Here is a 22814-nt window from a genome sequence, read left to right as displayed (position 1 = left end):
CGGGCCCGTGACCCTGGCGACGACCGCGGGCCCGCCCATTTCTAGGACATGATCATGAGTGTCGCCTTCCGACGTGAGAATGACGACGAGCACCTCGAGCCCAAATTCGAGATCCCGATCGCTCCCGGCCCCAACCTCGTCACCGCGCGCGGACTGCGCCTGATTCGCGCACGGCTGGCGGCGCTCGATGCCGAGATTGCCGCGACCGATGACGAAGAAGCGCTCAAGACGCTGAAGCGCGATCATCGCTATTGGGGCACCCGCCTGACAACCGCTGAAGAGGTGCCGGTCCCCGACGACGAGGAAGTCGCGATCGGATCGCGTGTCACCTTCACGCTCGATGGCAAGCGGCGGACGATCGACATCACTGGCGGCGACGAAGCCGATGCAACGCAGGATCGCATCGCCTTTTCCGCCCCCCTCGCCCGCGCCCTTATCGGACTGGCGCCCGGCGAGACGGCGGACTTCGCCGGTCGCAACGACGCCATCGAAGTGCTTGAAACCGGCCCCGCCCCCGACGCAGACTGAGTCCAAGGGCGGAACAGCCCATGGAGAGGATCATGGGCCATTACGGCGATTTCCAGAACGCCATCTATCTCGCTGGCACGCAGGGGATTGTCCCGAAGCTGCCGGTCGATTTCGCGACGCTTGAGGTGCGCGCCAAGGAAGCGATGCCGCCGTCCGTCCGCGACTATGTGATGGGCGGGTGCGGCGACGAATTCACGCAGGACGAGAACGCCCGCGCCTTTCACCGTTACGGCATGGTGCCGCGGATGATGGTCGATGGCTCCACCCGCGACCTGTCGGTGGAACTCTTCGGCCGCCGCCTGCCGAGCCCGATCTTCATGAGCCCGATCGGCGTCGCCGGCATTGCGACGCCCGACGGACACGGCGATCTGGCGGCGGCCCGGGCATCCGCGCTGACGGGCGTGCCGCTGATGGCCTCGACCTTGTCGAACGATCCGCTGGAGGCGGTCCATGCCGCCACCGGCAACACACCGGCGTGGTTCCAGCTCTACACGCCCAAGGATCCCGAGCTTGCCGCCAGCCTGGTCTCGCGCGCCGAGGCAGCGGGGTATGAGGCGATCGTCGTGACGCTCGACACCTGGGTCACCGGCTGGCGCCCACGCGACCTCAACACCGGCAATTTCCCGCAGCTGAAGGGCGCCGTGCTCCAGAACTATTTCAGCGATCCGGTCTTCCTCCGGCGACTGGGGCATCCGCCCGCGGACAATCCGGCGGCGGCGATCGGGCTATGGGCACAATCGTTCGGCAAGGTGCTGACCTGGGCCGATCTGCCGTGGCTGCGATCGCTAACGAGCCTGCCGATCGTCCTGAAGGGCATCTGCCACCCCGACGATGCGCGCCGCGCGGTCGATGCCGGGGCGGATGCGATCTTCTGCTCGAACCACGGCGGGCGCCAGGCCAACGGTGGGATCGCGGCGATCGACATGCTGGCGGACGTCGTCACGGCGGCGGGCGACACGCCCGTGCTGTTCGACTCAGGCATCCGGTCGGGCAGCGACGTCGTGAAGGCGCTGGCGCTCGGCGCGACGGCCGTAGGCATCGGTCGGCCCTGGCTTTACGGCCTGGCGCTCGACGGAGCCGAGGGCGCGGCCCACGTCCTGCGCTGTATCCTGGCAGAGGCCGACCTGCTGATGGCGGTCAACGGCTGTCCGACGATCGATGCGGTCTGCGCAGAAGGCGTCAGGCGGCTCTGATCGCGCCGCGGCGGTCGGCGTCACGCAGCCGGCCCCACGCCTGAGCGGTGCCGCGCTGCGTCCGCTTTGCCTGGTACAGCGCTGTATCGGCGCGGTGGACGAACGCGTGCAGCCCCTGTTCGGCCGGGTCGAAGCGGGCATGGCCGATCGTCCCCGACACTGGAATCACGCCCGCGGCGGTGTGCACCGGCATCTTCAGGTCGACGAGCAGATTTGCAATCAACGCGGGTGCCTGGTCGGCAGCGTCCCCGCGCAGGATCAACGCGAATTCGTCGCCGCCGACCCGCGCGGCAAAGGCATCGGTCGGGTGGACGCGCCGCAGCCGCCGGCCGAATGCCCGCAAGACTTCGTCGCCGATCAGATGGCCGTGGGCGTCGTTGATCTGCTTGAAATGATCGAGGTCGATCAACGCGAGTTCGAGGGGAGACCCTTCTGACCGGGCCGCCGCGGCCCAGCGTTCGAGTTCGGCGTTGAAGGCGGCGCGATTGGCGATCCGGGTGAGTTCGTCGACGCTCGCCGATCGTCGCAGCCCCTGCTCCAGCGCATGCCGCGCCGTGACGTCCTGAAACACGCCGACGATCGCAACCGGCTGACCACCGCTCAACTCCAGCTCGCCCATCGACCGGACGCGGCGGCGGACCCCTTTCGCGCTGACGAAATCGACCTCGATGTCGACGGGAGTCCCCGTCTCCATCGTCGAGGCCAGCGCTGCGGCGACGGTGGCGCGGGCGTGTTCGGGGAAATAGTCCAGCGCCGTCGCCAGCTGCGGCCGCGTTCCCGGATCGATGTCGTAGATGCGGTAGATGCCGTCGGACCAGACCAGGGTTTCGTCTGCCAGTTCGAGCCGCCACCAGCCCATTTCCGCCATACGCTCGGCCTGGCGAAAGACGCGGTCGTTTCGGCGCAGCGCTTCGGACTGCCGTTCGGCGCGTACGCGCAGCGCGCGGGCGTCGAACAACGCCTCCGCCAGGGCCTTCAGATGGCCGAGCACGGCCCGCTGATCTATGGTGAACTCGCGCGGACGAATGTCCAATCCACAGACCGCTCCAACCGGCACGCGTGGGCCGCCATCAGGATCGGGCGCCGATATGGCGATGCCGGCGTAGCTGCGAATGTTCGGCGCATCGATGACAAGCGGGCTGGTCGCGAAATCGCCGTCCACGCTGGTGTCGGCAATCGTCACCGATTCGCTGCAGGCGATGGTCCGGTTGCAGAAGACATGCTCTCGGGGGGCCGAGGCGGCATCGATGCCGGAGGTGGCGAGCGGCAGGAAGCGCTCCGCATCGATCATCGATACCACGCCCATCGGGCATGCCAGCAACTCGGCCGCCAGCGCCGCGAGCGCCGCGAACTCGCGATCCGGCGGCGCATCGATCAGGTCGAGCGCGGCCAGGGCGCGGACGCGATGTTCGGCAACGGACGGACTTTCGACGTAGTTCATGCGCTTAGCGCTACGCGGCGCGGCGTTAATTTTCTGGGTGCCGCCGAACGTCGGAACCACCTAAGAGGCCCGCATACTCACGCGAGAGAGCGAGCCACTCATGAAGTTCTTCGTCGACACCGCCGACACCAACGACATCCGCGATCTGGCCGAATCGGGCCTGGTCGATGGCGTCACCACCAACCCGTCGCTGATTCACAAATCCGGTCGCGATTTCCTGGAGGTCGTACGCGAAATCTGCACGATCACGCCGGGCCCGGTGTCGGCAGAAGTCGTCGCACTCGACCATGACGGCATGATGCGCGAGGCGGAAATTCTGCGGAAGATCGCCGACAATGTCGCAGTGAAGGTGCCGCTGACGATCGACGGGCTCAAGACCTGCAAGGCGCTGACCGACGACGGCACAATGGTGAACGTCACGCTCTGCTTTTCCGCCAACCAGGCGTTGCTGGCGGCAAAGGCGGGTGCCACCTTCATCTCGCCCTTCGTCGGCCGGCACGACGATATCGGTTTCGATGGCATGCAACTGATCAGCGACATCCGCCTGATCTATGACAATTACGACTTCAACACCGAAATCCTAGTCGCCAGCGTTCGCCATCCTGTCCATGTGCTGGAAAGCGCGAAGCTCGGCGCCGACGTGATGACCGCCCCTCCGGCGGTGATCCGGCAACTGGTCAAGCATCCGCTGACCGACAAGGGGATCGAGGGCTTCATGGCCGACTGGGCGAAAAGCGGGCAGAGCATCGGCTGAGCCGCGTCGTGCGGCACGCGGACGGCGGCGGTGCGCCCGCGGCGTACCGCCGATGACGGCCGGCGGACGCAGTCCGACCGACGACGCGGGATTCACTCCCGCGTCGGCCCGTGCGGTTCCTGCCCCAAACGACTTGCGCAGCCCGAAGAACGGCCCTTCGACAAGCTTAGGGCGAACGGGTGGGTAGGGTCATGTCAGTCCCGCCGTCTCACCCCAACACCCCCCGCACCGCATTCCAATTGAATAGAAAATTCCGGTGCTCGGCCCAGGTCTGCCCGGTGACCGTCTCCCCCGTCAGGCACGCCGCCGTGTGATACGGCCCCGCCCCATCGGTCGTGCGGAAACTGACGCAGGTCCGCCCGCGATCCGTCTTCCACCGCCCAGCTTGAATCTCGCTGCCATAGAAGCTGCCGGCAACGGTCCCGTCCGGTTTCAGCTCCAGCCGCATTGGTTGGCGGTACGGCGGGTCGCCGGGTTTGGCGGTCAGGTCGACGATCCAGTCGCCGGCGAGGGCGGGCGCGGCGGGGGTGGCCACCTGGGCAAGCGCAAGAAGCAGGGCTGCGATCATTGACCGAAGCTGCACTTGGGTGGGGTTTCCGTCAATCGTGCGTCCGGTTTAGAGTGACGCACTATGCAACCACTCCCCGCCGCCTGGGCCGCGCATTTGACGCGCGACCGCCGTCGTTCGGCACACACCGTGCGGGCGTATCAGGCGACGGCGGAGCGGCTGATACGCTTCCTGGAGCGCCATCGTGGGGAACAGGTCGATCGCGATGCGCTTCACACCATCACGGCGAGCGACCTGCGTGCCTTCCTGGCCCAGCGGCGGAGCGAAGGCCTCGTGAACACCTCCGCCGCACGCGAGCTGTCGGCGGTGCGGGGGTTTCTCGCCTGGGCCGGTGCCGACGCACCGCGGCTGACGGGCCCACGGGTGAAGAAGGGCGTTCCCCGCCCGATCGCGCCGGACGAGGTCATCGCGCTGGCCGAAGAGGTCGCCGACGAGGCGCGCGCGCCCTGGATCGCGGCACGCGACTGGGCGCTGCTACTGCTGCTCTACGGGGCGGGGTTGCGCATCGGCGAGGCGTTGTCGTTGACTGGGGCGGCGCTGCCGATGGCTGAGACGCTGACCGTCACCGGCAAGCGCGACAAGACGCGGATCGTGCCGATCCTGCCGGCGGTGGCCGACGCGGTCGCGCGCTACGCCGACCTCCAGCCCTGGCCGATCGGCCGCGATACGCCGCTGTTCCGGGGGGCGAAGGGCGGGCCGCTGGCCGCCGGCGTGATCCGCCGATCGGTCCAGGGGGCGCGCGGACGGCTTGGCCTTAGCGATCGCACGACGCCACATGCGCTGCGGCACAGCTTTGCGACGCACCTGCTGGGGCGCGGCGCCGATCTTCGCGCGTTGCAGGAGTTGCTCGGCCACGCCAGCCTCAGTTCGACGCAGGTCTACACCGCGGTCGATGCCGCGCATCTGCTCGACGTGTATCGGAACGCGCACCCGCGCGCGTGAAAACACGACATTTGTCACTCCCGCGGAGGTGGAACTCAACAGCCGCCGAAGTTTGTAAGTCTCACGGCACTCAGCCAGAATTTATCCTCGCCCCCGCGGGGATGACGAAGGAAATTTCGGATCACCGTTCCGCACGCGGCTTCCAGGTGACGACGCGGTAGAGGTAGCCGATCACGATCGCGACGCTGAGCGCGATGGCGGCGGGGCCGACATAATGGTCGAGCTTGTCGAAATTGGCACCGAGGTAATAGCCCGCGCCGGCCAGCACCGTATTCCAGATCGCGCTGCCCAGGAATGTCGCCAATGCGAAGCGCCAATGCGGCATGCACGCCATGCCGGCGGGCAGCGAGATCATCGTGCGGAACGTCGGCAGGAATCGGAAGATGAAGACGGTCTTGCCGCCGTGTTTGCGAAAGAAGCCGTGCAGCTTCTCGACATCCTCCCACTCGATCGTCAGCACGCGGCCCCAGCGGTCGACGAACGGCTTCAGTCCGTGATAGCCGAAATGCCGCCCGATCGCGTACCAGAAATAATTGCCCGCAGTCGTGCCGGCCGTGCCCCACAGGATCAGCGGCACGATGCTCATGTCGCCGCGCGCGACCGCCATGCCGCCCAGCCCCATGATGACTTCGGACGGAACCGGCGGCACGACGTTTTCGAGCGCCATCAGCAGGAAGATGCCGATGTACCCGCCCCACGCGATCGCATCGAGGATAAAGTCGGTCATTGCGGCGGGGTAACTCTCGGAAACCGCGAAAGGGTTCGTATCAGCCGCGGCGCGCAGTCACCCGCGCCTCGATCGCGTCCCAGATCATCGCCCCCGTATCGGTACCGTTGAACCGGTCGATCGCAACGATACCGGTAGGCGAGGTCACGTTGATTTCCGTCAACCACTCGCCACCGATCACGTCGATACCGACGAAGATCAGCCCGCGACGCTTCAGTTCCGGCCCGAGCACCGCGCAGATCTCCCGCTCCCGCTCGGTCAGTTCGGTCTTTACCGCCGACCCGCCGACCGCCAGGTTGGAGCGGATTTCGCCCTCGCCCGGGATGCGGTTGATCGCGCCTGCGACTTCGCCGTCGACCAGCACGATGCGCTTGTCGCCCTGCGCGACGCCGGGCAAGAACGCCTGGATCATGTGCGGTTCGCGGTAGGCGGTGTTGAACACCTCGATCAGCGACGACAGGTTCGCACCATCGCGCCCGACCTTGAAGATCGCCTTGCCGCCGTTGCCGTGGAGCGGTTTGACGACGATCTCACCATGTTCGGCCAGGAACGCACGGGCTTCGTCCAGGCTGCGGGTGACGAGCGTCGGCGGCATATATTGCGCATAATCGAGCACCCAGATCTTCTCAGGTGCGTTGCGGACGCTGGCGGGATCGTTGACGACGAGCGTGCGATCCGAAATCCGCTCGAGCAGGTGGGTAGCGGTAATGTAGCCCAGGTCGAACGGTGGGTCCTGACGCATGAGCACGACATCGGCTTCCTCGCCGAGGTCGAGGTTGACGGCCTCGCCGAAGCTGAAGTGATCGCCGACGACACGCTGGACCGTCACCGGATGCGCCTTCGCCCAGACGCGCCCAGCGGAATAGCTCAGGTCCTCGGCGGCATAGTGGAACAATCGGTGCCCGCGCGCCTGCGCCGACAGCATCAGCGCGAAGCTCGAATCCCCCGCGATGTTGATCGATTCGAGCGGGTCCATCTGGACGGCGACGGTGAGCGGCTGGGTCATGCCTCAGCAGGTAAGGCGCCGCCGCGCGATTGTCACCCGATCCAGGCATTCTCGATATGCCGCGGCACCGCGCCCTTCGCGAGCAGCAGCACGTCGACGCGAATGTCGTCCTGCGGTCCGGCATAACGCGGCATCAGATATTCGGCCGCGGCGGCCACCCGCGACAGCCGCCGCTGGTCGATCGCGAAGTCGAGCTCGGCCGCGGTCGCCCGGGTCTTTACCTCGACGAAGGCAACGAGATTGCCGCGCCGGGCAACCAGATCGACTTCGCCCGCCGGCGTGCGCACACGGCGGTCGAGGATGCGCCAGCCCTTCAGCCGCAGCCACCAGCCGGCGATCCGCTCGCCGCGGCGGCCGGCGGCTTCGGCGGCCTGGCGGTCACGAGCCAAGGTCTAGCGCCTCCCCTGAAGGGGCGGGGCTTTGGTTGTCCCTCAACTCCATTGCCCGTGCGTAGAGCTCGCGCCGGTCGAGCCCCAACCGCTTGGCCACCTCCCCCGCCGCCTTCGATACTGGCAACCGCGTCAGCGCCTCGCGCAGTGCGGTGTCGGCGTCCTCTTCACTCGGCGGTGCCGGTTCGCCCGGCGGCGCGACGATCACCACGATCTCACCCTTGGGCGGCGCGTCGGCGTAGCGGGCGGCGAGCTCCGACAGCGTGCCTGTCACGCATTCCTCGAACCGCTTGGTGATCTCACGTGCGACGCCGGCCTCGCGGTCGCCGAGGCCGTCGGACAGTGCAGCCAGCGTCGTTGCCAGCCGCGGCCCGGATTCATAGAGGATCAGGGTCGCCCGCACGCTCGCAACTTCGGCGATGGCGGTCGCGCGCGCGCCGGCCTTGGGCGGCAGGAAGCCCAGAAACAGAAACCGGTCGGTCGGCAGGCCCGCCAGCGTCAGCGCCGCGATCGCCGCGCAGGGGCCCGGCACCGTCACTACGAGATGCCCAGCGGCGCGCGCGTCGCGGACCAATTTGTAGCCGGGATCGGAAATCAGCGGCGTGCCGGCATCGCTGACCAGGGCCACCACGTCTGCGCCCATCCGCGCGACCAACCCCGGCCGCACGGCCTCCGCATTATGGTCGTGGTACGGCGTCATCGTTCGCTTGGCACCGATATGCTGGAGCAGCTTGGCCGTAACGCGGCTGTCCTCCACGGCGATGACATCAGCATTCGCAAGGACTTGGGCCGCACGCGGGCTCAGGTCACCGAGATTGCCGATCGGGGTCGCGACGATGTAGAGACCTGGGGATAGTTCGGCGTTCATGAGGGGAATCACTATGGCGGAGGTGGCAGGCACACCGCAACTGCGCAAACTGAAGCAGGCGGTCGTTCTGTTGGGGGCCGCGCTGCTGAGCGCCTGCGCCGTGGTACCCCGCGACGTCGGCCCGCCCCCACCCCCGCCGCCCACGACGACAGCGCCACGTCCGACGACCCCGCGCCCGGTCACCCCGGCCCTGCCCGAGGATGCCGCGCGTCACCGTGTCGCGCTGCTCGTGCCGCTGTCGGGCGCCAATGCCGCGGTCGGGCGAAGCCTGGCCAATGCGACCCAGCTCGCACTGCTCGACACGCGCAACGAGAAGGTGCGGATCACCAATTACGACACCTCGGGCGGGGCGGCCGCCGCGGCCCAGCGCGCGATCGACGAAGGCGCGCAGCTGATCCTGGGCCCGCTTCTGGCGGAGGACGTTCGCATCGTCACGCCCATCGCGCGCGCCGCCCGCGTTCCGGTGCTCAGCTTCTCCAACGACGTGTCGGTGGCGGGCAACGGCGCGTACCTGCTCGGCTATGCCCCGGCACAATCGATCGAGCGCGTGGTTGATTACGCACGGGGTACGGGCATCACCGACTTCGCCGGGCTGGTGCCGGCCGGGACCTATGGCGAGCGCGCGTCGACCGCTTTCCTGCGCGCCGTGGAGGGCGCGGGTGGGCGCGTGACGGGCATGCAAACCTATGATCGCTCGGCCGGATCGATCGCCAATGCGGTCGGTCGCCTCACCCGCGCATCGCCGTTCCAGGCGGTGCTGATCGCCGATAGCGCCGGCACGGCGAGCCTGGCCGTTCCGGCGCTCAAGCGCTCGGCGGGTAGCGCGCGGGTTCTGGGAACCGAACTGTGGAATGCCGATACCGGCATCGGCGGCAATGCGGCGCTCAACGGCGCGTGGTTCGCCAGCGTGTCGAACACGCTGTATCGCCAGTACGCCGGTAAATATCGTGCGCGCTTCGGCACGGCGCCCTATCGCCTATCGAGTCTCGGGTATGACGCGGTCCTGCTGACCGTGCGCATCGCGCGCGACTGGCGGGTGGGGGATCGCTTCCCCGAGAGCCGGCTGACCGATCGCGATGGATTCGCAGGGTTGGACGGCGCCTTCCGCTTCGGCCGCGACGGCGTCGCCGAACGCGCGCTGGAGGTGCAGGAGATTCGGAGCGGGACGACGCAGACGGTATCGCCCGCGCCTGCCGGGTTCGGGGGGCGGTAGACCACGTCCTCCCTTGCAAGAGGAGGTGGCAGACCAAAGGCCTGACGGAGGGGTGTCGCGCTATCGAGAGGGGGGACACCCCTCCGACGCGCGTGCCGCGCGCCACCTCCCCTTGCAGGGGAGGCTCCGATCCTGACCGTCAATCGCGCGCAATCGCCGGCAGGATCGAATCGAGCAGCAATATACCCGCCTCGGTCGTCGCGATGTGATCGCCGTCGCGTATCAGCAGCCCATGCCCGACCAGTCGGTCGACCGCAGCAAGATCGACCCATGCCGGATCGACCGTGATGCCCTCCCGCATCCTGAGCCCCATCACCAGCACCTCCGATGCCCGGTCGGCGGGATCAAGGGCGTCCTCGCTCTGCATGCCATGCCCGTTGCGATCGACTGCGCTCAGCCAGTTCTCGGGCTTCTTGTGGCGCACCGTGGCATAACCGCCCCGTCGGCCATGCGCGCCCGGACCGATGCCGGCGTAATCGCGGTAGCGCCAATAGGTCAGGTTATGGCGGCTCTCCGCGCCCGGCCGGGCGTGGTTCGACACTTCGTACCGCGGCAGGCCCGCCGCACGCGTCATCGCCTGCGTCATCTCGAAGAGTTCGGCCGCCGCATCGCCCTCGGGAATCGCCAGTTCCCCCTTCGCCGCCAGCGTCGCGAAGCGCGTGCCGGGCTCGATCGTCAGCTGGTAGAGCGACAGATGTTCGGTCCCGAAGCCAAGCGCGCGCGCCAGCTCCGCTTCCCACGCGGCAAGGGATTGGCCGGGCCTGGCGTAGATCAGGTCGAAGCTGACCCGCGCGAACTCGCGTTGCGCGATGTCGAGCGCGCTCAGCCCCTCATGCACGTCATGAGCACGACCCAGGAACGCGAGCGCGGCGTCGTCGAGCGCCTGAAGCCCCAGCGACACGCGATTGACCCCGGCCTTCGCGAGATCGGCAAAGCGTGCCGCCTCCACCGACGACGGATTCGCCTCCAGCGTGATCTCGATATCGTCGGTGAAACCCCACGCGTTTTCTGCCGCCGCGAGCAGCGCCGCAACCGTCTCCGGCGGCATCAGCGAAGGCGTGCCGCCACCGAAAAAGATCGACCCCAGCCGCCGCCCCGGGAGGACCGCCGCCTCATGGGCCAGATCGGCGAGCAGCGCGTCGCGCCACCGGGCCTGATCGACGCTCTCGCGGACATGGCTGTTGAAGTCGCAATAGGGACATTTGCTGACGCAGAAGGGCCAGTGGATGTAGAGCGCCAGAGGATGTGGAGCGTTCATGCGGGCTGCGCTATGCGCCGATCCCATGCGAAAGTCATGGCTGATCCCGCTGATGCTGCTCGGCGCCTGTACCGGCGAGGCGCCGCCCGAACGTGTCGTCGAACGCCGGCCGTTCGATGGCCCGGCACCCCGCGGGGCCGCGCTGCTGCAACAGGCGATGACGACGATGCACAATGCCGCGCGGGCAAGCGTGCGCCAGCCGCCGTTGGTCTGGGACCCCGGCCTGGCCGACGCCGCCGGCGCCTATGCCCGCGAGATGGCGCGCACCGGGCGGTTCGAGCATTCGAAGCAGCCGCGCGGTAACCCGAACCAGGGCGAGAATCTGTGGACCGGAACGCGCGGCGCCTATCGATACGACGAAATGGCGCAGCATTGGATCGACGAGCGCCGCGTCTTCGTGAATCGTCCCTCGCCCGATTTCAGCACGACCGGCGACTATCGCGACGCAGGGCATTATACGCAGATCATCTGGGCGCGGACGCAACGGTTCGGCTGCGCGATGGCGGCAGGCCCGCGTGACGAATATCTGGTGTGCCGATACGTGCCGACGGGCAACGTCGTGGGAGAGCGGGCGCTCCCCTGACCTCAGCCGCGCTTCTTGCGCCGCCCCCGGTCCTTCGGCTTTGGCTTCGTCCCCCATAGCCGCAAGCCGAGGATCGCGCCGCCGATCGCGACCGCGCCCAGCCCGAGGACCGCCCCGATCGTGCCCACCGGCAGCGCCCTTTCCCCCCTCGCCGGCTTCGCCGTCCGCAGGATCGGCGGCAGGTCGGGAATATCGTGCTTCGGCTCTTTCAGCGGGAAGGGCGATTGGTTGGCTTCGGGCACCGGCGGGCTGTGCGACATCGATCGTCCTCGAACACGATTTAAAGATCGACGGACCAACGCCATCCGCGCGTCCTGGCTCCCAGTCATGCTAATCGGGGTTGGTCTGACGCGCGGCTTGCGCTAGGCGGCCGGGCCATGACGCGCGTTGGCATCATCATGGGATCGACTTCCGATTGGGAGACGATGCGCCATGCCGCCGAGATCCTCGACACGCTGGACGTTCCTCACGAAACCCGCGTGGTTTCGGCGCACCGCACGCCCGACCGACTCTACGACTATGCCACCGGCGCCGCCGGCCGCGGGCTGAAGGTCATCATCGCGGGTGCAGGTGGCGCGGCGCACTTGCCGGGCATGGCGGCGGCGATGACGCACCTGCCGGTGCTGGGCGTACCGGTGGAATCAAAGGCGCTGAAGGGCATGGACAGCCTGCTTTCCATCGCGCAGATGCCCGGTGGCATCCCGGTCGGAACGCTGGCCATCGGCAAGGCCGGGGCGATCAACGCTGGCCTGCTGGCGGCGGCGATCCTGGCCGGCAGCGATGCCGAGCTGGAAGCACGCCTGATCGCGTGGCGCACCAGGCAGACCGACACCGTGGCGGAAACGCCGGAGTAACTGACACCCACTGCCGTTCGTGCCGAGCGACGTCGCGGCACTGGCACCTGTCCCTCGGCTCCATGCTCGGGACGAACGGAAGGACTAGGTATGACGGCTCCCCTTCCCCCCGGTTCGACGATCGGCATCCTCGGATCGGGCCAGCTCGGCCGCATGCTGGCGATCGCGGCCGCGCAGCTCGGCTATCGCACGCACATCTATGCGCCGGAGACGGGGCCGGCGAACGACGTCTCGCCGCTGATGACCCGCGCCCGCTACGACGATGCCGGTGCGCTCTCCGCCTTTGCGCGCAGTGTCGATGTCGTTACCTACGAGTTCGAGAACGTCGCGTTTGCCCCCATCGCCGCGCTGTCGCCGATCGCCCCCGTCCGCCCGCCGGCAATGAGCCTGGCCACCGCGCAGGACCGGGTGAACGAGAAGAGCTTCGTCGAGGGCCTGGGCGGCCGCCCCGCCCCGTGGCGCGACGTGAAGTCCTTCGCCGACCTGGAAGCCGCGATCGCGGCGATCGGCTGCCCGGCGATCCTCAAGACCGCGCGCTTCGGCTACGATGGCCGCGGCCAGGCGCGGATCACCTCGCCCGATCAGGCGCAGGAAGCCTGGGACGCGATCGGCGCGGCGCCGGCGGTACTCGAAGGCTTCGTCGAGTTCGAACATGAATTCTCGATCGTGCTGGCGCGCGGGCTCGACGGGACGATCGTCAGCTACGCCCCGCCGCTCAACGTGCACCGCGACGGCATCCTCGATACCTCGACCATCCCCGCACCGCCGCAGGTCGCTGCACAGTGGACGGAGGCGGCGACGCTTGCCGGTCGCGTCGCCGCTGCGCTGGAGCATGTCGGCATCCTGACGCTGGAATTCTTCGTCGGCGCCGACGGCCCGGTGTTCAACGAAATGGCGCCGCGCGTGCACAATTCGGGGCACTGGACGATCGAAGGCGCGGTCACCAGCCAGTTCGAGAATCATATCCGCGCGATCTGCGGCCTGCCGCTCGGCTCGACCGACGTCGTCGGTCACGGCGCCGTAATGGAAAACCTGATCGGCGACGCCTGGCAGCGTTGGCCGGACGTGCTGGCCGAGCATGACGCCCACCTGCACCTCTACGGCAAGCACGAGGCACGCCCGGGCCGCAAGATGGGACATGTCACGCGAGTGAAGCGGTAATCCTTTCTACTCCCCTCCCTGAAAGGGAGGGGCCGGGGGTGGGTTGGCGTGCGCAGCGCGCCATTCTACGCTCCCCAAATGCGGCATCGTGTCGATCCCGAACTTACCCGCCGAGCGCGCGAGCTGCGCAATAATCCTACACCGGCCGAACGCGCCATCTGGCAGCGCATCTCGCAGTACCGTCCCACCTTCACTCGACAGTTGGTCGTGGCGCCGTTCATCATCGATCTCGCCTGCCGTGCCGCAAAGCTCGGCGTAGAGTTCGACGGTAGCCAGCATCACGCCATGATCGCCGCCGACGAGCTCCGGTCCCGGTATCTCGCCAATCGTGGGTGGCGGATCATCCGCCTGTGGAATTCCGACGTCCTCGCCAATCCGGAGGGCACTGTCTTTCATATCCTGGCGACGGCCGCCGAGTGCCTCGGCGGCACCCACCCCCAACCCCTCCCTTCCAGGGAGGGGAGAGTGCGCGTAGCTCGATCGCGGCGAAACGACTGAGTTGCATCCTCGCCGCCCCCCGCCCACAGTCGCCGGCATGAGCACCGACCACCCGTCCACCCCCGCTAACGGCCGGCACATCGCGCTGCTGATCGATGCGGACAATGTCTCACACACCAAGATCGGGGCGATCGTCGCCGAGCTGTCGAAATACGGCACCGCCAACATCCGCCGCGCCTATGGCGACTGGGCAAGCCAAAGCCTGAAGGGCTGGAAGGACAAGCTTCACGCCTTCGCCATCCGCCCCGTCCAGCAGTTCAGCTATTCGTCGGGTAAGAACGCGACCGACATCGCGATCGTCATCGATGCGATGGAATTGCTGTACACGCAGAAGCTCGATGGTTTTGCGATCGCGTCGAGTGACGCGGACTTCACGCCGCTCATCATGGCGCTGAAGGCGAACGGGCAGGACGTGTTCGGCTTCGGCGAGCGCAAGACGCCTGAGCCGTTCGTCAACGCCTGCTCGACGTTCCTGTACCTCGACAGCTTGGTCGATCCTGACGCTCCCGCCCCGGCCCCTGCAAAACGCCCCAAGGCCGCCGCAGCCAAGCCGGCCCAAGCCGAACCCGCCCCCCCGGCCGAGCCCGAACGCCGCCCGCCGCTGGCGCAAGACGCCAAGCTTGTCACCGCCCTGCGCGGGGGCGTCGAGGCGGCGGAGCGGGATGACGGCTGGGCGGTGCTTTCGACTGCCGGCAGCCGGGTGAAACGCCAGGCGCCGATCGATCCGCGCAACTATGGCGTGCGCAACTTCCCACAGTTGTTCGAGGCGGTCGGGCTGTTCGACATCGTCAAGGGCGCGGATGGGAACGCGTACATTGCGGACAAGCGGAACCGCGAGCGGACGGCGGTACCAACGGTTTAAGCGAAGAAAAGAAGCCGTGATTTTGGTGCGCCCTACGGGCGCAAGGCGCGAAGGCGCTAAGCGGGCACAGCCTGCCGCGCGCGATCGGAAGACCCGGCGAACGGTCGTGAGAAAGGCTGCTTCGCAGCCGATAGCCTGACCTCTTCGCGCCTTCGTGCCTCGCGCCCGCAGAGCGCCCGAACAGCCTTGTTCTTTTCTTCGTGCCACACGGATGGCGAACAAAAGACAAGCTCAGCGCGAACGGAAGTGGAAGTATCGTTCCAAAAAAAAAGGCGCGCCGCCCGCAAGCGACGCGCCCTTTTCGTCACTCAACCGATCGATCAGCCGATGCGGTTGCCCGTCATCGGGAAGCTGCCGAACGCGCCCGCGGTCACCTGACCGTTCAGGTCGTCACCGCTGACCGTGGCTTCGGCGGTCAGCGTCATCGGCATCGGCACGGTGATGTCGAGGCTCCACGACAGTTTGTCGCCATCCACCTTGCCGTTCTTGATCTCGGTCGTGCCCATCGCACCCGAATATTGCCCGGTGAAGGTGTCCCCCGACGAGGTGATCGTCAGCGTCGCCTTCTGGTCGCCCATCGGCGACTTCACGAGCGTATCCCAGCTACCGTCGATATTGGCCATGATCTCTCCTCACTTCGCCGCCGTCGGGACCGCCGCGGGAGTCGCAGGGGCCGGAGCAGCGCTTGGCACCACCTCGACAGGGATGCCCAGCGTGTCAAGCTGCGGCTTCACCTTGGCGGCGTCGCCGACGACGACCCAGGTCAGCTTCGACGGATCGATCGCGCCACGTGCGGCCTGGTCGAGCGCGGCCGGAGTCAGCGCGCGGTAGCGGGCGGGCAGCTTGACGTAATAGTCGTCGGGACGGCCGTACTGCTCCATGCGGATCAGCGCGCTCATCAGCGCGCCGCCGGTTTCGAAGCTGCCCGGCAGCGAGCGGACCGAATTGACGATCGCGTTGTTCGCTTCCTGCGGCGTCGTGCCCTGCGCGCCCAGCCAGCCGGTCAGGTCGCCGCGCGCGGCCTTGATCGACTCGCCGGTCTTGTCGGCCTGCACCGGTGCGATCAGGAAGAACGGCATCCGCTCCTTGACGCCCTGCAGCGATGTCCCGGCGTAATAGGCCCAGCCCTTGGTTTCGCGCAGGTCAGTGATCAGGCGCGCGCTGGCCATGCCGCCGAAGACGTCGTTGGCGGTGTTGAGCGCCAGCGGATCGTCGGTCCCCTTCACCGGGGTTACCTGGCCCGCGATGATCATCGACTGCGGGCTCTGCGGCTTGTCGATCAGCAGGATGCGTTCGGCCCCTGCTGCCGCCGGCGCGCCGAAGCTCTTGGTGCCCTTGGGCGCCGCCGGTGCCTTCCAGGAGCCAAGCTTCGCCTCGAGCAGCGGCTTGATCTCGGCCAGCGTCGTATCGCCGACGACGAAGATCGTGCCGTTGTCCGGACGGATCCAGCGCGCATGGTACGCAACCAGGTCGTCGCGCGTCGTCGCCTTCACGCCGGCAGGCGTACCCGAACCGGTGAAGGGAATGCCGTACGGGTGGTTCTGGCCATAGATGATCGGCGGCAGGGTGCGGAACGCGATCGCCTGTGGCTGGGTGTTTTCCGCCGCGATGCGGGCCAGCTGGGTTCCGCGCAGCCGTTCGACGTCGGCCGGCTTGAACGCCGGATTGCGCAGCACATCGGCGAACAGGTCGAGCGACGGTGCAAGGTTCGCTTTCAGGGCAGATACGCTGACGGTCGAGGCGTCCATGCCGTTCGACGCGTTGATCGACGCCCCTAGGCGCTCCTCTTCCTCGGCGATCTGTGCCGCGGTGCGGGTCGTCGTGCCTTCATCGAGCAACGACGCCATCAACGTGCCGGCGCCCAGCTTGGTGCGGTCGTCGGCCGCGGAGCCCGCGTCGAACGAGGCGGCGATGTTCACGACCGGTACCGTCGTGCGGCGAGCGAAGACGACCTTCATACCGTTCGACAGCGTGGTGCGCTCGATCGCGGGGAACTGCAGCGCGGTGACGTCACCGACCGCAGGCTCCTTGCGCGTTGCCGTGGCGGGCGGCGTGCTCGATGCGGGCGTCTGCACCGCCGGCGCTTCCTTGGCGGCGACGTCACTGCCGGCCAGCGCCTGGTCCTCGGCCGAACGTTCGCCCGGCTCCAGCGTCAGCTTGAAGACGGGGCGGCTCAGCCACTTGCGCACGACCGCACCGACATTGGTCGGGGTCGCCGCAGCAATGACCTGCAGGTCCTTCTTATATTCGCCCGGATCGTTCGCGTAGACCGCACCCTCGGCCAGCGCGACGGCCTTGCCGCCGAAGCCGCCGACCTGCTCCAGGCCCTTGACGCGGCTGGCGAGGGCAGTCGTCGCGGCGCGACGGACTTCATCCTCGGTCGGGCCGTTCTTCACGAAATCGGCGATGATCTCGTCCATGCGGCGGGCGACGACCGCCGGATCGACGCCCGGGCGGACGCGCGCGTTGATCTCGACGAACGCCAGCTTCTCGTGGCTCTGGAGGCCCGCCGAGACGCCGACCGCGAGGTTCTCCTTGCGGACCAGCGCGTCATAGAGGCGCGAGCTGCCGAGACCGCCGAGAATGTCGAGACCCAGGTCGAGCGTCGGGTTTTCCGGATCGGTCAGGCCCGGGCCGGTCCATTCGCGCGACAGGCGGACCTGGGCGACGCGGTCCTTCATCACCTTCTCGACCGGCGCAGCGAGCGTCGGGATGGTGACCGCCGGGCGCGGCGTTTCGGGCCCGCGCTTGATGTCGCCGAAATACTGCGCGACCTTGCGTTTGGCGGTCGCGAGGTCGATGTCGCCGGCCAGCACCAGCACGGCGTTGTTCGGACCGTAATGGTCGCGGAACCAGTTCTTCACATCCTCCAGGCTGGCGGCGTTAAGATCGGCCATCGAACCGATCGTCGAGTGGCGATACGGATGCCCCTCCGGCAGCAGCGCGGCGAGTTCGGCATATTCGACCAGGCCGCCCGGCTCGTTCTCGCCCATGCGTTTCTCGTTCTGGACGACGCCGCGCTGGTTATCGAGCTTTTCCTGGGTGACGGCGCCCAGCAGGTGGCCCATGCGGTCGCTTTCGAGGAACAGGATGCGATCGAGCGCGCCGGTCGGCACGGTCTGGAAATAATTGGTGCGGTCGAACCAGGTCGTGCCGTTCCAGTCGGTCGCGCCGATGTCCTCCAGACGCCCGAAGAAGCCGCCCGGCGCGTTTTCCGAGCCGTAGAACATCATGTGTTCGAACAGGTGGGCGAAACCGGTCTTCCCCTTGGGCTCGTCCTTCGACCCGATGTGGTACCAGACCGACACGGCGACGACCGGCGCCTTGCGGTCGGTGTGGACGATGACGCGCAGACCGTTGGGCAGCGTGAACGTTTCGTACGGAATGTTGACCTGCGCCACCAGATTCTGGAGCGACGCCGACGACTTCGCGGGTGCCTGCGCCATTGCCGGGGTGGCAATCGCGACGAGTGAAACGGCGGCCAGGGCAGTGAATTTACGCATGGATCGGGAGCATCCGCAGTTGGGAGTGATAACCTCGGTTTAGCTTTCACGCGCGCGCCGCGGCAAGCGCGGGGCGTGCAGTTCGTGGGACGCTGCTTGCGTCCGGCGGATTCTTCGCGATCATCCGCGACATAGGTTCAAATCGAGGGGATTTTCGTTGCGCCATCTGACCGCCCTGCTGTTGCTCACGACCATCGCCACGCCGGTGCTGGCACAGGACACCGCGCCGGCCATCTCGCCCGCGGCGATGCGGGCGCATGTCGAGTTTCTGGCCGACGACTTGCTCGAGGGCCGCGATGCGGGAACGCGCGGCTACGACATCGCCGCGCGATACGTCGCCTCGCGGTTCGATGCACTGGGTCTGAAGCCGGGTACGCCGGAGGGCTGGTATCAGACCGTCCGCTTCCAGACCGCGCGGATCGATCCGGCCAAGCCCGCAGCGATCACCATCGGGGGCACGCGGTTCGACAATGGCGGCGACGTCGCGATGGCGCCGGACGGGCGCTTCCCTGACCAGAAGGTCGATGGCGGCGCGGTGTTCGTCGGCTATGGCCTCGATGCGCCCAAGCAGGGCTATACCGACTATCGCGGGCTCGATCTCAAGGGCAAGTTCGCGGTCATGCTGGGGGGCATGCCGGAGGGCCTGCCGAGCGAACTCGCTGCGAGTCTCGGCGCCGAGCGCACCCGTGTCGCGATAGCGAAGGGCGCGATCGGCGTACTGACCATCCCGACGCCCAAGATGCTGAAGACCTATCCCTGGGCGCGCGCCAAGGCGTCGATCGGCACCCCGCGCCAGCGTGTGGTCGAGCCGAACGGTCAGCCCAACCTCGCCGCCCCGGGCATTCGGGCCAGCGGCTATGTCACCGGCGCCGCGCTCGACGCGCTGTTTGCGGGCAGCGGCACGACCCTGCCGAAGTCTTCGCCACGATCGAAAAGCCGGGCGGCAAGGTCCGCGGGCGCGCGCTGAAGCCGGCGGTCAGCTTCACCGCATCCAACCTAGTGACGACGTCGCAAAGCCCCAACGTCATCGGCGTCATCCCCGGCCGCGACCCTGCGCTCGCCAACGAATACGTCCTGATGACCGCGCACCTCGACCACGACGGCATCAACCCGAACGCCAAGGGCGCCGACAAGATCATGAACGGCGCGATGGACAATGCCGCCGGTGTCGCGACGATGCTGGAGGCGGCGCGCGCGTTCATGAACAGCGGCAAGCCACCCAAGCGCAGCGTGATGTTCGTCGCACTGACGAGCGAGGAGGACGGGCTGCTCGGTTCGGACTATCTTGCGCGGCATCCGGCGGTGCCTGCGGGCGCCAAGGTGGTCGCCGACGTCAATCTCGACATGCCGGTCCTGCTCTACGCGCTGGACGACGTCGTCGCGTTCGGGGCCGAACATTCGACCGTCGGCGAAGCGGCGGCGCGCGCGGCGGCGAAGGTCGGGCTGACGCTGTCGCCCGACTTCATGCCGGAGGAGAATGTCTTCGTTCGCTCCGACCACTATAGCTTCGTGAAGCAGGGCGTGCCGTCGGTGATGCTGGCGACCGGCGTGAAAAACGGCGGAGAGAAGATTTTCAAGGACTTTCTGGCCAACACCTATCACACGCCCGCCGACCAGCCCTCGCTTCCCTTCAATTGGGAGTCGGCGGCCAAATTCGCCGCGGTGAACTACGAGGTCGCTCGCGACCTGGCCGACGCTCCGCAAGCGCCGCGCTGGTACGTCGGCAGCCCGTTCGGGGATCAGTTCGCCAAGGATCAGCCCAAGGCGCAACGTCCCACCCGCTGACCCCTTGTGTTGCCCAAAAGCAACACCATCTTCGCCGGCGTAACGAACAGGGGATTATATGAACCTCGAGAAATTCACCGACCGCGCGAAAGGTTTCCTGCAGTCGGCGCAAACCGTCGCGATCCGTATGTCGCACCAGCAGATCGCGCCGGAGCATCTGTTGAAGGCGCTGCTGGAGGACGAACAGGGCATGGCTGCCGGGCTGATCCAGGCCGCGGGTGGTGATGCGAAGAAGGCGGTCGCCGAAACCGACCTGGCGCTCAGCAAAGTGCCGGTGGTGTCGGGCAGTGGCGCGCAACAGACGCCGGGCCTGAACAACGACGCCGTGCGTGTGCTCGACCAGGCCGAGCAGATCGCGCAGAAAGCGGGCGACAGCTATGTCACGGTCGAGCGGCTGCTGGTCGCACTCGCGCTCAGCCTCAACACCGCGGCGGGCAAGGCGCTGCAGGCGGCGGGGGCGAGCGCCGACAAGCTCAACGCCGCGATCAACCAGATGCGCGGCGGCCGCACCGCCGATACCGCGGGCGCCGAAGACCGCTATGACGCGCTGAAGAAGTTCGCCCGTGATCTCACCCAGGCGGCACGCGACGGCAAGCTCGATCCCGTCATCGGCCGCGACGAGGAGATTCGCCGCACGGTGCAGATCCTGGCGCGTCGCACCAAGAACAATCCCGTGCTGATCGGCGAACCCGGTGTCGGCAAGACCGCGATTGCGGAAGGGTTGGCGCTGCGGATCGCCAATGGCGACGTGCCGGATACGCTCAAGGACCGCAAGCTGATGGCGCTCGACATGGGCGCGCTGATCGCGGGCGCGAAATACCGCGGCGAGTTCGAGGAACGGCTGAAGGGCGTGCTCGACGAGGTTAAGGCGGCCGAGGGCGACATCATCCTGTTCATCGACGAGATGCACACGCTGGTCGGTGCCGGAAAGACCGACGGCGCGATGGACGCGTCGAATCTGCTGAAGCCGGCATTGGCTCGCGGTGAGTTGCACTGCATCGGTGCGACGACGCTCGATGAGTATCGCAAATATGTCGAGAAGGACCCCGCGCTTCAGCGGCGGTTCCAGCCGGTCTTTGCCGACGAACCGACCGTCGAGGACACGATCAGCATCCTGCGCGGGCTGAAGGAGAAGTACGAGCTGCACCACGGCGTGCGGATCACCGACGGCGCGATCGTGGCCGCGGCGACGCTCAGCAACCGCTACATCACCGACCGCTTCCTGCCCGACAAGGCGATCGACCTGATGGATGAGGCGGCGAGCCGCATCCGCATGGAAGTCGAATCCAAGCCCGAAGAGATCGAGAACCTCGACCGACGGATCATCCAGCTGAAGATCGAGCGCGAGGCGCTGCGCCGCGAGAGCGACCAGGCATCGCGCGACCGGCTGGCGACGCTGGAGTCCGACCTCGCCAACCTCGAGCAGCAGTCGGCCGAGCTGACGACGCGCTGGCAGGGCGAAAAAGACAAGATCGCCGGCGAAGCGAAGATCAAGGAGCAGCTGGAGGCCGCCAAGCTCGAGCTGGAACAGGCGCAGCGGTCGGGCGACCTCGCGAAGATGTCGGAGCTCAGCTACGGCACCCTCCCCGCCCTCCAGAAGCAGCTCGACGAAGCGCAGGCCCAGACCGGTGCGGCGATGCTGCGCGAGGAGGTCACCGCCGACGACATCGCCGGCGTCGTCGGTCGCTGGACCGGCATTCCGGTCGAACGGATGCTGACCGGCGAGCGCGAGAAGCTGCTGAAGATGGAAGAGGTGATCGGCAAGCGCGTGATCGGCCAGTCCGACGCGGTGCGCGCTGTCTCCACCGCCGTCCGCCGCTCGCGCGCCGGACTTCAGGACCCGAACCGCCCGCTCGGCAGCTTCCTGTTCCTGGGGCCCACCGGCGTCGGCAAGACCGAGCTGACCAAGGCGCTCGCCGAATTCCTGTTCGACGACGCATCCGCCATGGTGCGCATCGACATGAGCGAGTTCATGGAGAAGCACGCGGTCGCCCGCCTGATCGGCGCCCCCCCCGGCTATGTCGGCTATGAGGAAGGCGGCGTGCTGACCGAAGCGGTGCGGCGCCGGCCGTACCAGGTCGTGCTGTTCGACGAGGTGGAGAAGGCGCATGGCGACGTGTTCAACGTACTGCTCCAGGTGCTCGACGACGGGCGGCTGACCGATGGCCAGGGGCGGACGGTCGACTTCTCGAACACGCTGATCATCCTGACCAGCAACCTGGGCAGCCAGTATCTGGCGAACCTGGGCGACGGCGAGGATGTCGCGAGCGTCGAGCCGCAGGTAATGGACGTGGTGCGCGCGCACTTCCGCCCGGAATTCCTCAACCGGCTGGACGAGATCATCCTGTTCCACCGCCTGGCCGCCGACCATATGGCGCCGATCGTCGACATCCAGGTCGCACGCCTCGGCAAGCTGCTGGCCGATCGCAAGGTGACGGTCGAGCTGTCGGAGGCCGCGAAGGCGTGGCTGGGCCGTGTCGGCTATGACCCGGTGTACGGCGCACGCCCCCTGAAGCGCGCGGTCCAGCGGTATCTGCAGGACCCGCTCGCCGACCTGATCCTGCGCGGCGAGGTCAAGGACGGCGCGACCGTGCGGGTGGACGAGGGGGATGGGAAGCTGGCGCTGAGCGTCGCCTGATTAGCGCACAAAAAGGGGGCGGCACCGATGGTGCCGCCCCCCC

Annotated in this window: 23 protein-coding genes; 13 read left to right on the top strand and 10 right to left on the bottom strand. The window is 67.5% G+C overall.

Annotation, left to right across the window (positions count from 1 at the left end):
* The first annotated feature begins 54 nt into the window (after window positions 1–54).
* Together JW805_02045 and JW805_02040 are read left to right on the top strand one after the other, a co-directional pair.
* Window positions 55–528 carry a GreA/GreB family elongation factor gene (locus JW805_02045; protein MBN2970798.1) on the top strand — a complete coding sequence of 158 codons (474 nt, stop codon included), beginning with the start codon at window positions 55–57 and terminating at the stop codon, window positions 526–528.
* Between the two features lie 32 nt (window positions 529–560).
* Complete coding sequence (locus tag JW805_02040; GenBank protein ID MBN2970797.1) at window positions 561–1721, top strand: alpha-hydroxy-acid oxidizing protein; 1161 nt, start codon at window positions 561–563, stop codon at window positions 1719–1721.
* Here the strand turns inward: JW805_02040 and JW805_02035 are convergent.
* Window positions 1708–3162, bottom strand: coding sequence for a sensor domain-containing diguanylate cyclase (locus JW805_02035; GenBank protein MBN2970796.1), 1455 nt, complete (start codon window positions 3160–3162; stop codon window positions 1708–1710). The genes JW805_02040 and JW805_02035 overlap by 14 nt on opposite strands.
* Before the next feature lie 100 nt (window positions 3163–3262).
* On the opposite strand from JW805_02035, the gene fsa reads away from it, so the two are divergent.
* Window positions 3263–3916: a fructose-6-phosphate aldolase gene (fsa, locus tag JW805_02030; protein MBN2970795.1), complete on the top strand. Its 654-nt coding sequence runs from the start codon at window positions 3263–3265 to the stop codon at window positions 3914–3916.
* Between the two features lie 208 nt (window positions 3917–4124).
* On the opposite strand, the gene JW805_02025 is transcribed toward fsa, so the two are convergent.
* Entirely contained in the window at window positions 4125–4484 is a 360-nt protein-coding gene (locus JW805_02025; protein ID MBN2970794.1) for a hypothetical protein, read from the bottom strand.
* Window positions 4485–4547: 63 nt separating this feature from the next.
* On the opposite strand from JW805_02025, the gene JW805_02020 reads away from it, so the two are divergent.
* Window positions 4548–5426 carry a tyrosine-type recombinase/integrase gene (locus JW805_02020; GenBank protein ID MBN2970793.1) on the top strand — a complete coding sequence of 293 codons (879 nt, stop codon included), beginning with the start codon at window positions 4548–4550 and terminating at the stop codon, window positions 5424–5426.
* Between the two features lie 121 nt (window positions 5427–5547).
* Here JW805_02020 and JW805_02015 read toward each other — a convergent pair whose 3' ends face one another.
* Genes JW805_02015 through rsmI form a run of 4 tightly spaced genes read right to left on the bottom strand, consistent with a single transcriptional unit; the run spans window position 5548 to window position 8416 of the window.
* Window positions 5548–6153: a DedA family protein gene (locus JW805_02015; GenBank protein MBN2970792.1), complete on the bottom strand. Its 606-nt coding sequence runs from the start codon at window positions 6151–6153 to the stop codon at window positions 5548–5550.
* Window positions 6154–6193: 40 nt separating this feature from the next.
* A complete protein-coding gene (gshB, locus tag JW805_02010) occupies window positions 6194–7159 on the bottom strand; it encodes a glutathione synthase (GenBank protein ID MBN2970791.1) in 966 nt (321 codons plus the stop codon).
* Between the two features lie 32 nt (window positions 7160–7191).
* Window positions 7192–7548, bottom strand: a complete 357-nt coding sequence (locus JW805_02005; protein MBN2970790.1) for a YraN family protein — start codon at window positions 7546–7548, stop codon at window positions 7192–7194.
* Window positions 7538–8416 carry a 16S rRNA (cytidine(1402)-2'-O)-methyltransferase gene (gene rsmI / locus JW805_02000; protein ID MBN2970789.1) on the bottom strand — a complete coding sequence of 293 codons (879 nt, stop codon included), beginning with the start codon at window positions 8414–8416 and terminating at the stop codon, window positions 7538–7540. Before rsmI ends, JW805_02005 begins: the two co-directional genes overlap by 11 nt.
* A 13-nt stretch (window positions 8417–8429) precedes the next feature.
* On the opposite strand from rsmI, the gene JW805_01995 reads away from it, so the two are divergent.
* Window positions 8430–9629, top strand: coding sequence for a penicillin-binding protein activator (locus tag JW805_01995; GenBank protein ID MBN2970788.1), 1200 nt, complete (start codon window positions 8430–8432; stop codon window positions 9627–9629).
* Window positions 9630–9768: 139 nt separating this feature from the next.
* On the opposite strand, the gene JW805_01990 is transcribed toward JW805_01995, so the two are convergent.
* A complete protein-coding gene (locus JW805_01990; protein MBN2970787.1) occupies window positions 9769–10887 on the bottom strand; it encodes a coproporphyrinogen III oxidase in 1119 nt (372 codons plus the stop codon).
* 25 nt (window positions 10888–10912) lie between these two features.
* Between JW805_01990 and JW805_01985 the strand changes: the two genes are divergently transcribed.
* Window positions 10913–11470 carry a hypothetical protein gene (locus JW805_01985; GenBank protein MBN2970786.1) on the top strand — a complete coding sequence of 186 codons (558 nt, stop codon included), beginning with the start codon at window positions 10913–10915 and terminating at the stop codon, window positions 11468–11470.
* Window positions 11471–11472: 2 nt separating this feature from the next.
* Here JW805_01985 and JW805_01980 read toward each other — a convergent pair whose 3' ends face one another.
* A complete protein-coding gene (locus JW805_01980) occupies window positions 11473–11730 on the bottom strand; it encodes a hypothetical protein (protein MBN2970785.1) in 258 nt (85 codons plus the stop codon).
* Between the two features lie 117 nt (window positions 11731–11847).
* Here JW805_01980 and purE point away from each other — a divergent pair, with 117 nt between their 5' ends.
* From purE to JW805_01960, 4 genes are all read left to right on the top strand, one after another.
* Complete coding sequence (purE, locus tag JW805_01975) at window positions 11848–12324, top strand: 5-(carboxyamino)imidazole ribonucleotide mutase (GenBank protein MBN2970784.1); 477 nt, start codon at window positions 11848–11850, stop codon at window positions 12322–12324.
* A 90-nt stretch (window positions 12325–12414) separates the two neighbouring features.
* A complete protein-coding gene (locus JW805_01970) occupies window positions 12415–13485 on the top strand; it encodes a 5-(carboxyamino)imidazole ribonucleotide synthase (protein MBN2970783.1) in 1071 nt (356 codons plus the stop codon).
* Window positions 13486–13563: 78 nt separating this feature from the next.
* Window positions 13564–13983: an endonuclease domain-containing protein gene (locus JW805_01965; GenBank protein ID MBN2970782.1), complete on the top strand. Its 420-nt coding sequence runs from the start codon at window positions 13564–13566 to the stop codon at window positions 13981–13983.
* A 37-nt stretch (window positions 13984–14020) separates the two neighbouring features.
* Complete coding sequence (locus tag JW805_01960; protein MBN2970781.1) at window positions 14021–14845, top strand: NYN domain-containing protein; 825 nt, start codon at window positions 14021–14023, stop codon at window positions 14843–14845.
* Between the two features lie 320 nt (window positions 14846–15165).
* Here JW805_01960 and JW805_01955 read toward each other — a convergent pair whose 3' ends face one another.
* Complete coding sequence (locus tag JW805_01955; protein MBN2970780.1) at window positions 15166–15468, bottom strand: hypothetical protein; 303 nt, start codon at window positions 15466–15468, stop codon at window positions 15166–15168.
* A 9-nt stretch (window positions 15469–15477) separates the two neighbouring features.
* A complete protein-coding gene (locus tag JW805_01950) occupies window positions 15478–18348 on the bottom strand; it encodes an insulinase family protein (protein MBN2970779.1) in 2871 nt (956 codons plus the stop codon).
* Between the two features lie 157 nt (window positions 18349–18505).
* On the opposite strand from JW805_01950, the gene JW805_01945 reads away from it, so the two are divergent.
* Genes JW805_01945 through clpB form a run of 3 tightly spaced genes read left to right on the top strand, consistent with a single transcriptional unit; the run spans window position 18506 to window position 22771 of the window.
* Window positions 18506–19315, top strand: coding sequence for a hypothetical protein (locus JW805_01945; protein MBN2970778.1), 810 nt, complete (start codon window positions 18506–18508; stop codon window positions 19313–19315).
* Window positions 19316–19347: 32 nt separating this feature from the next.
* Window positions 19348–20133 (top strand): M20/M25/M40 family metallo-hydrolase, encoded by a 786-nt coding sequence (locus JW805_01940; GenBank protein MBN2970777.1) that lies wholly within the window; start codon window positions 19348–19350, stop codon window positions 20131–20133.
* A gap of 58 nt (window positions 20134–20191) precedes the next feature.
* Complete coding sequence (gene clpB, locus JW805_01935) at window positions 20192–22771, top strand: ATP-dependent chaperone ClpB (GenBank protein ID MBN2970776.1); 2580 nt, start codon at window positions 20192–20194, stop codon at window positions 22769–22771.
* Window positions 22772–22814: the final 43 nt, after the last annotated feature.

Source organism: Roseomonas aeriglobus, from assembly GCA_016937575.1.
Classification (GTDB): Bacteria; Pseudomonadota; Alphaproteobacteria; order Sphingomonadales; family Sphingomonadaceae; genus Sphingomonas; species Sphingomonas aerigloba.
This window is presented reverse-complemented; position numbering and strand designations above follow the sequence as displayed.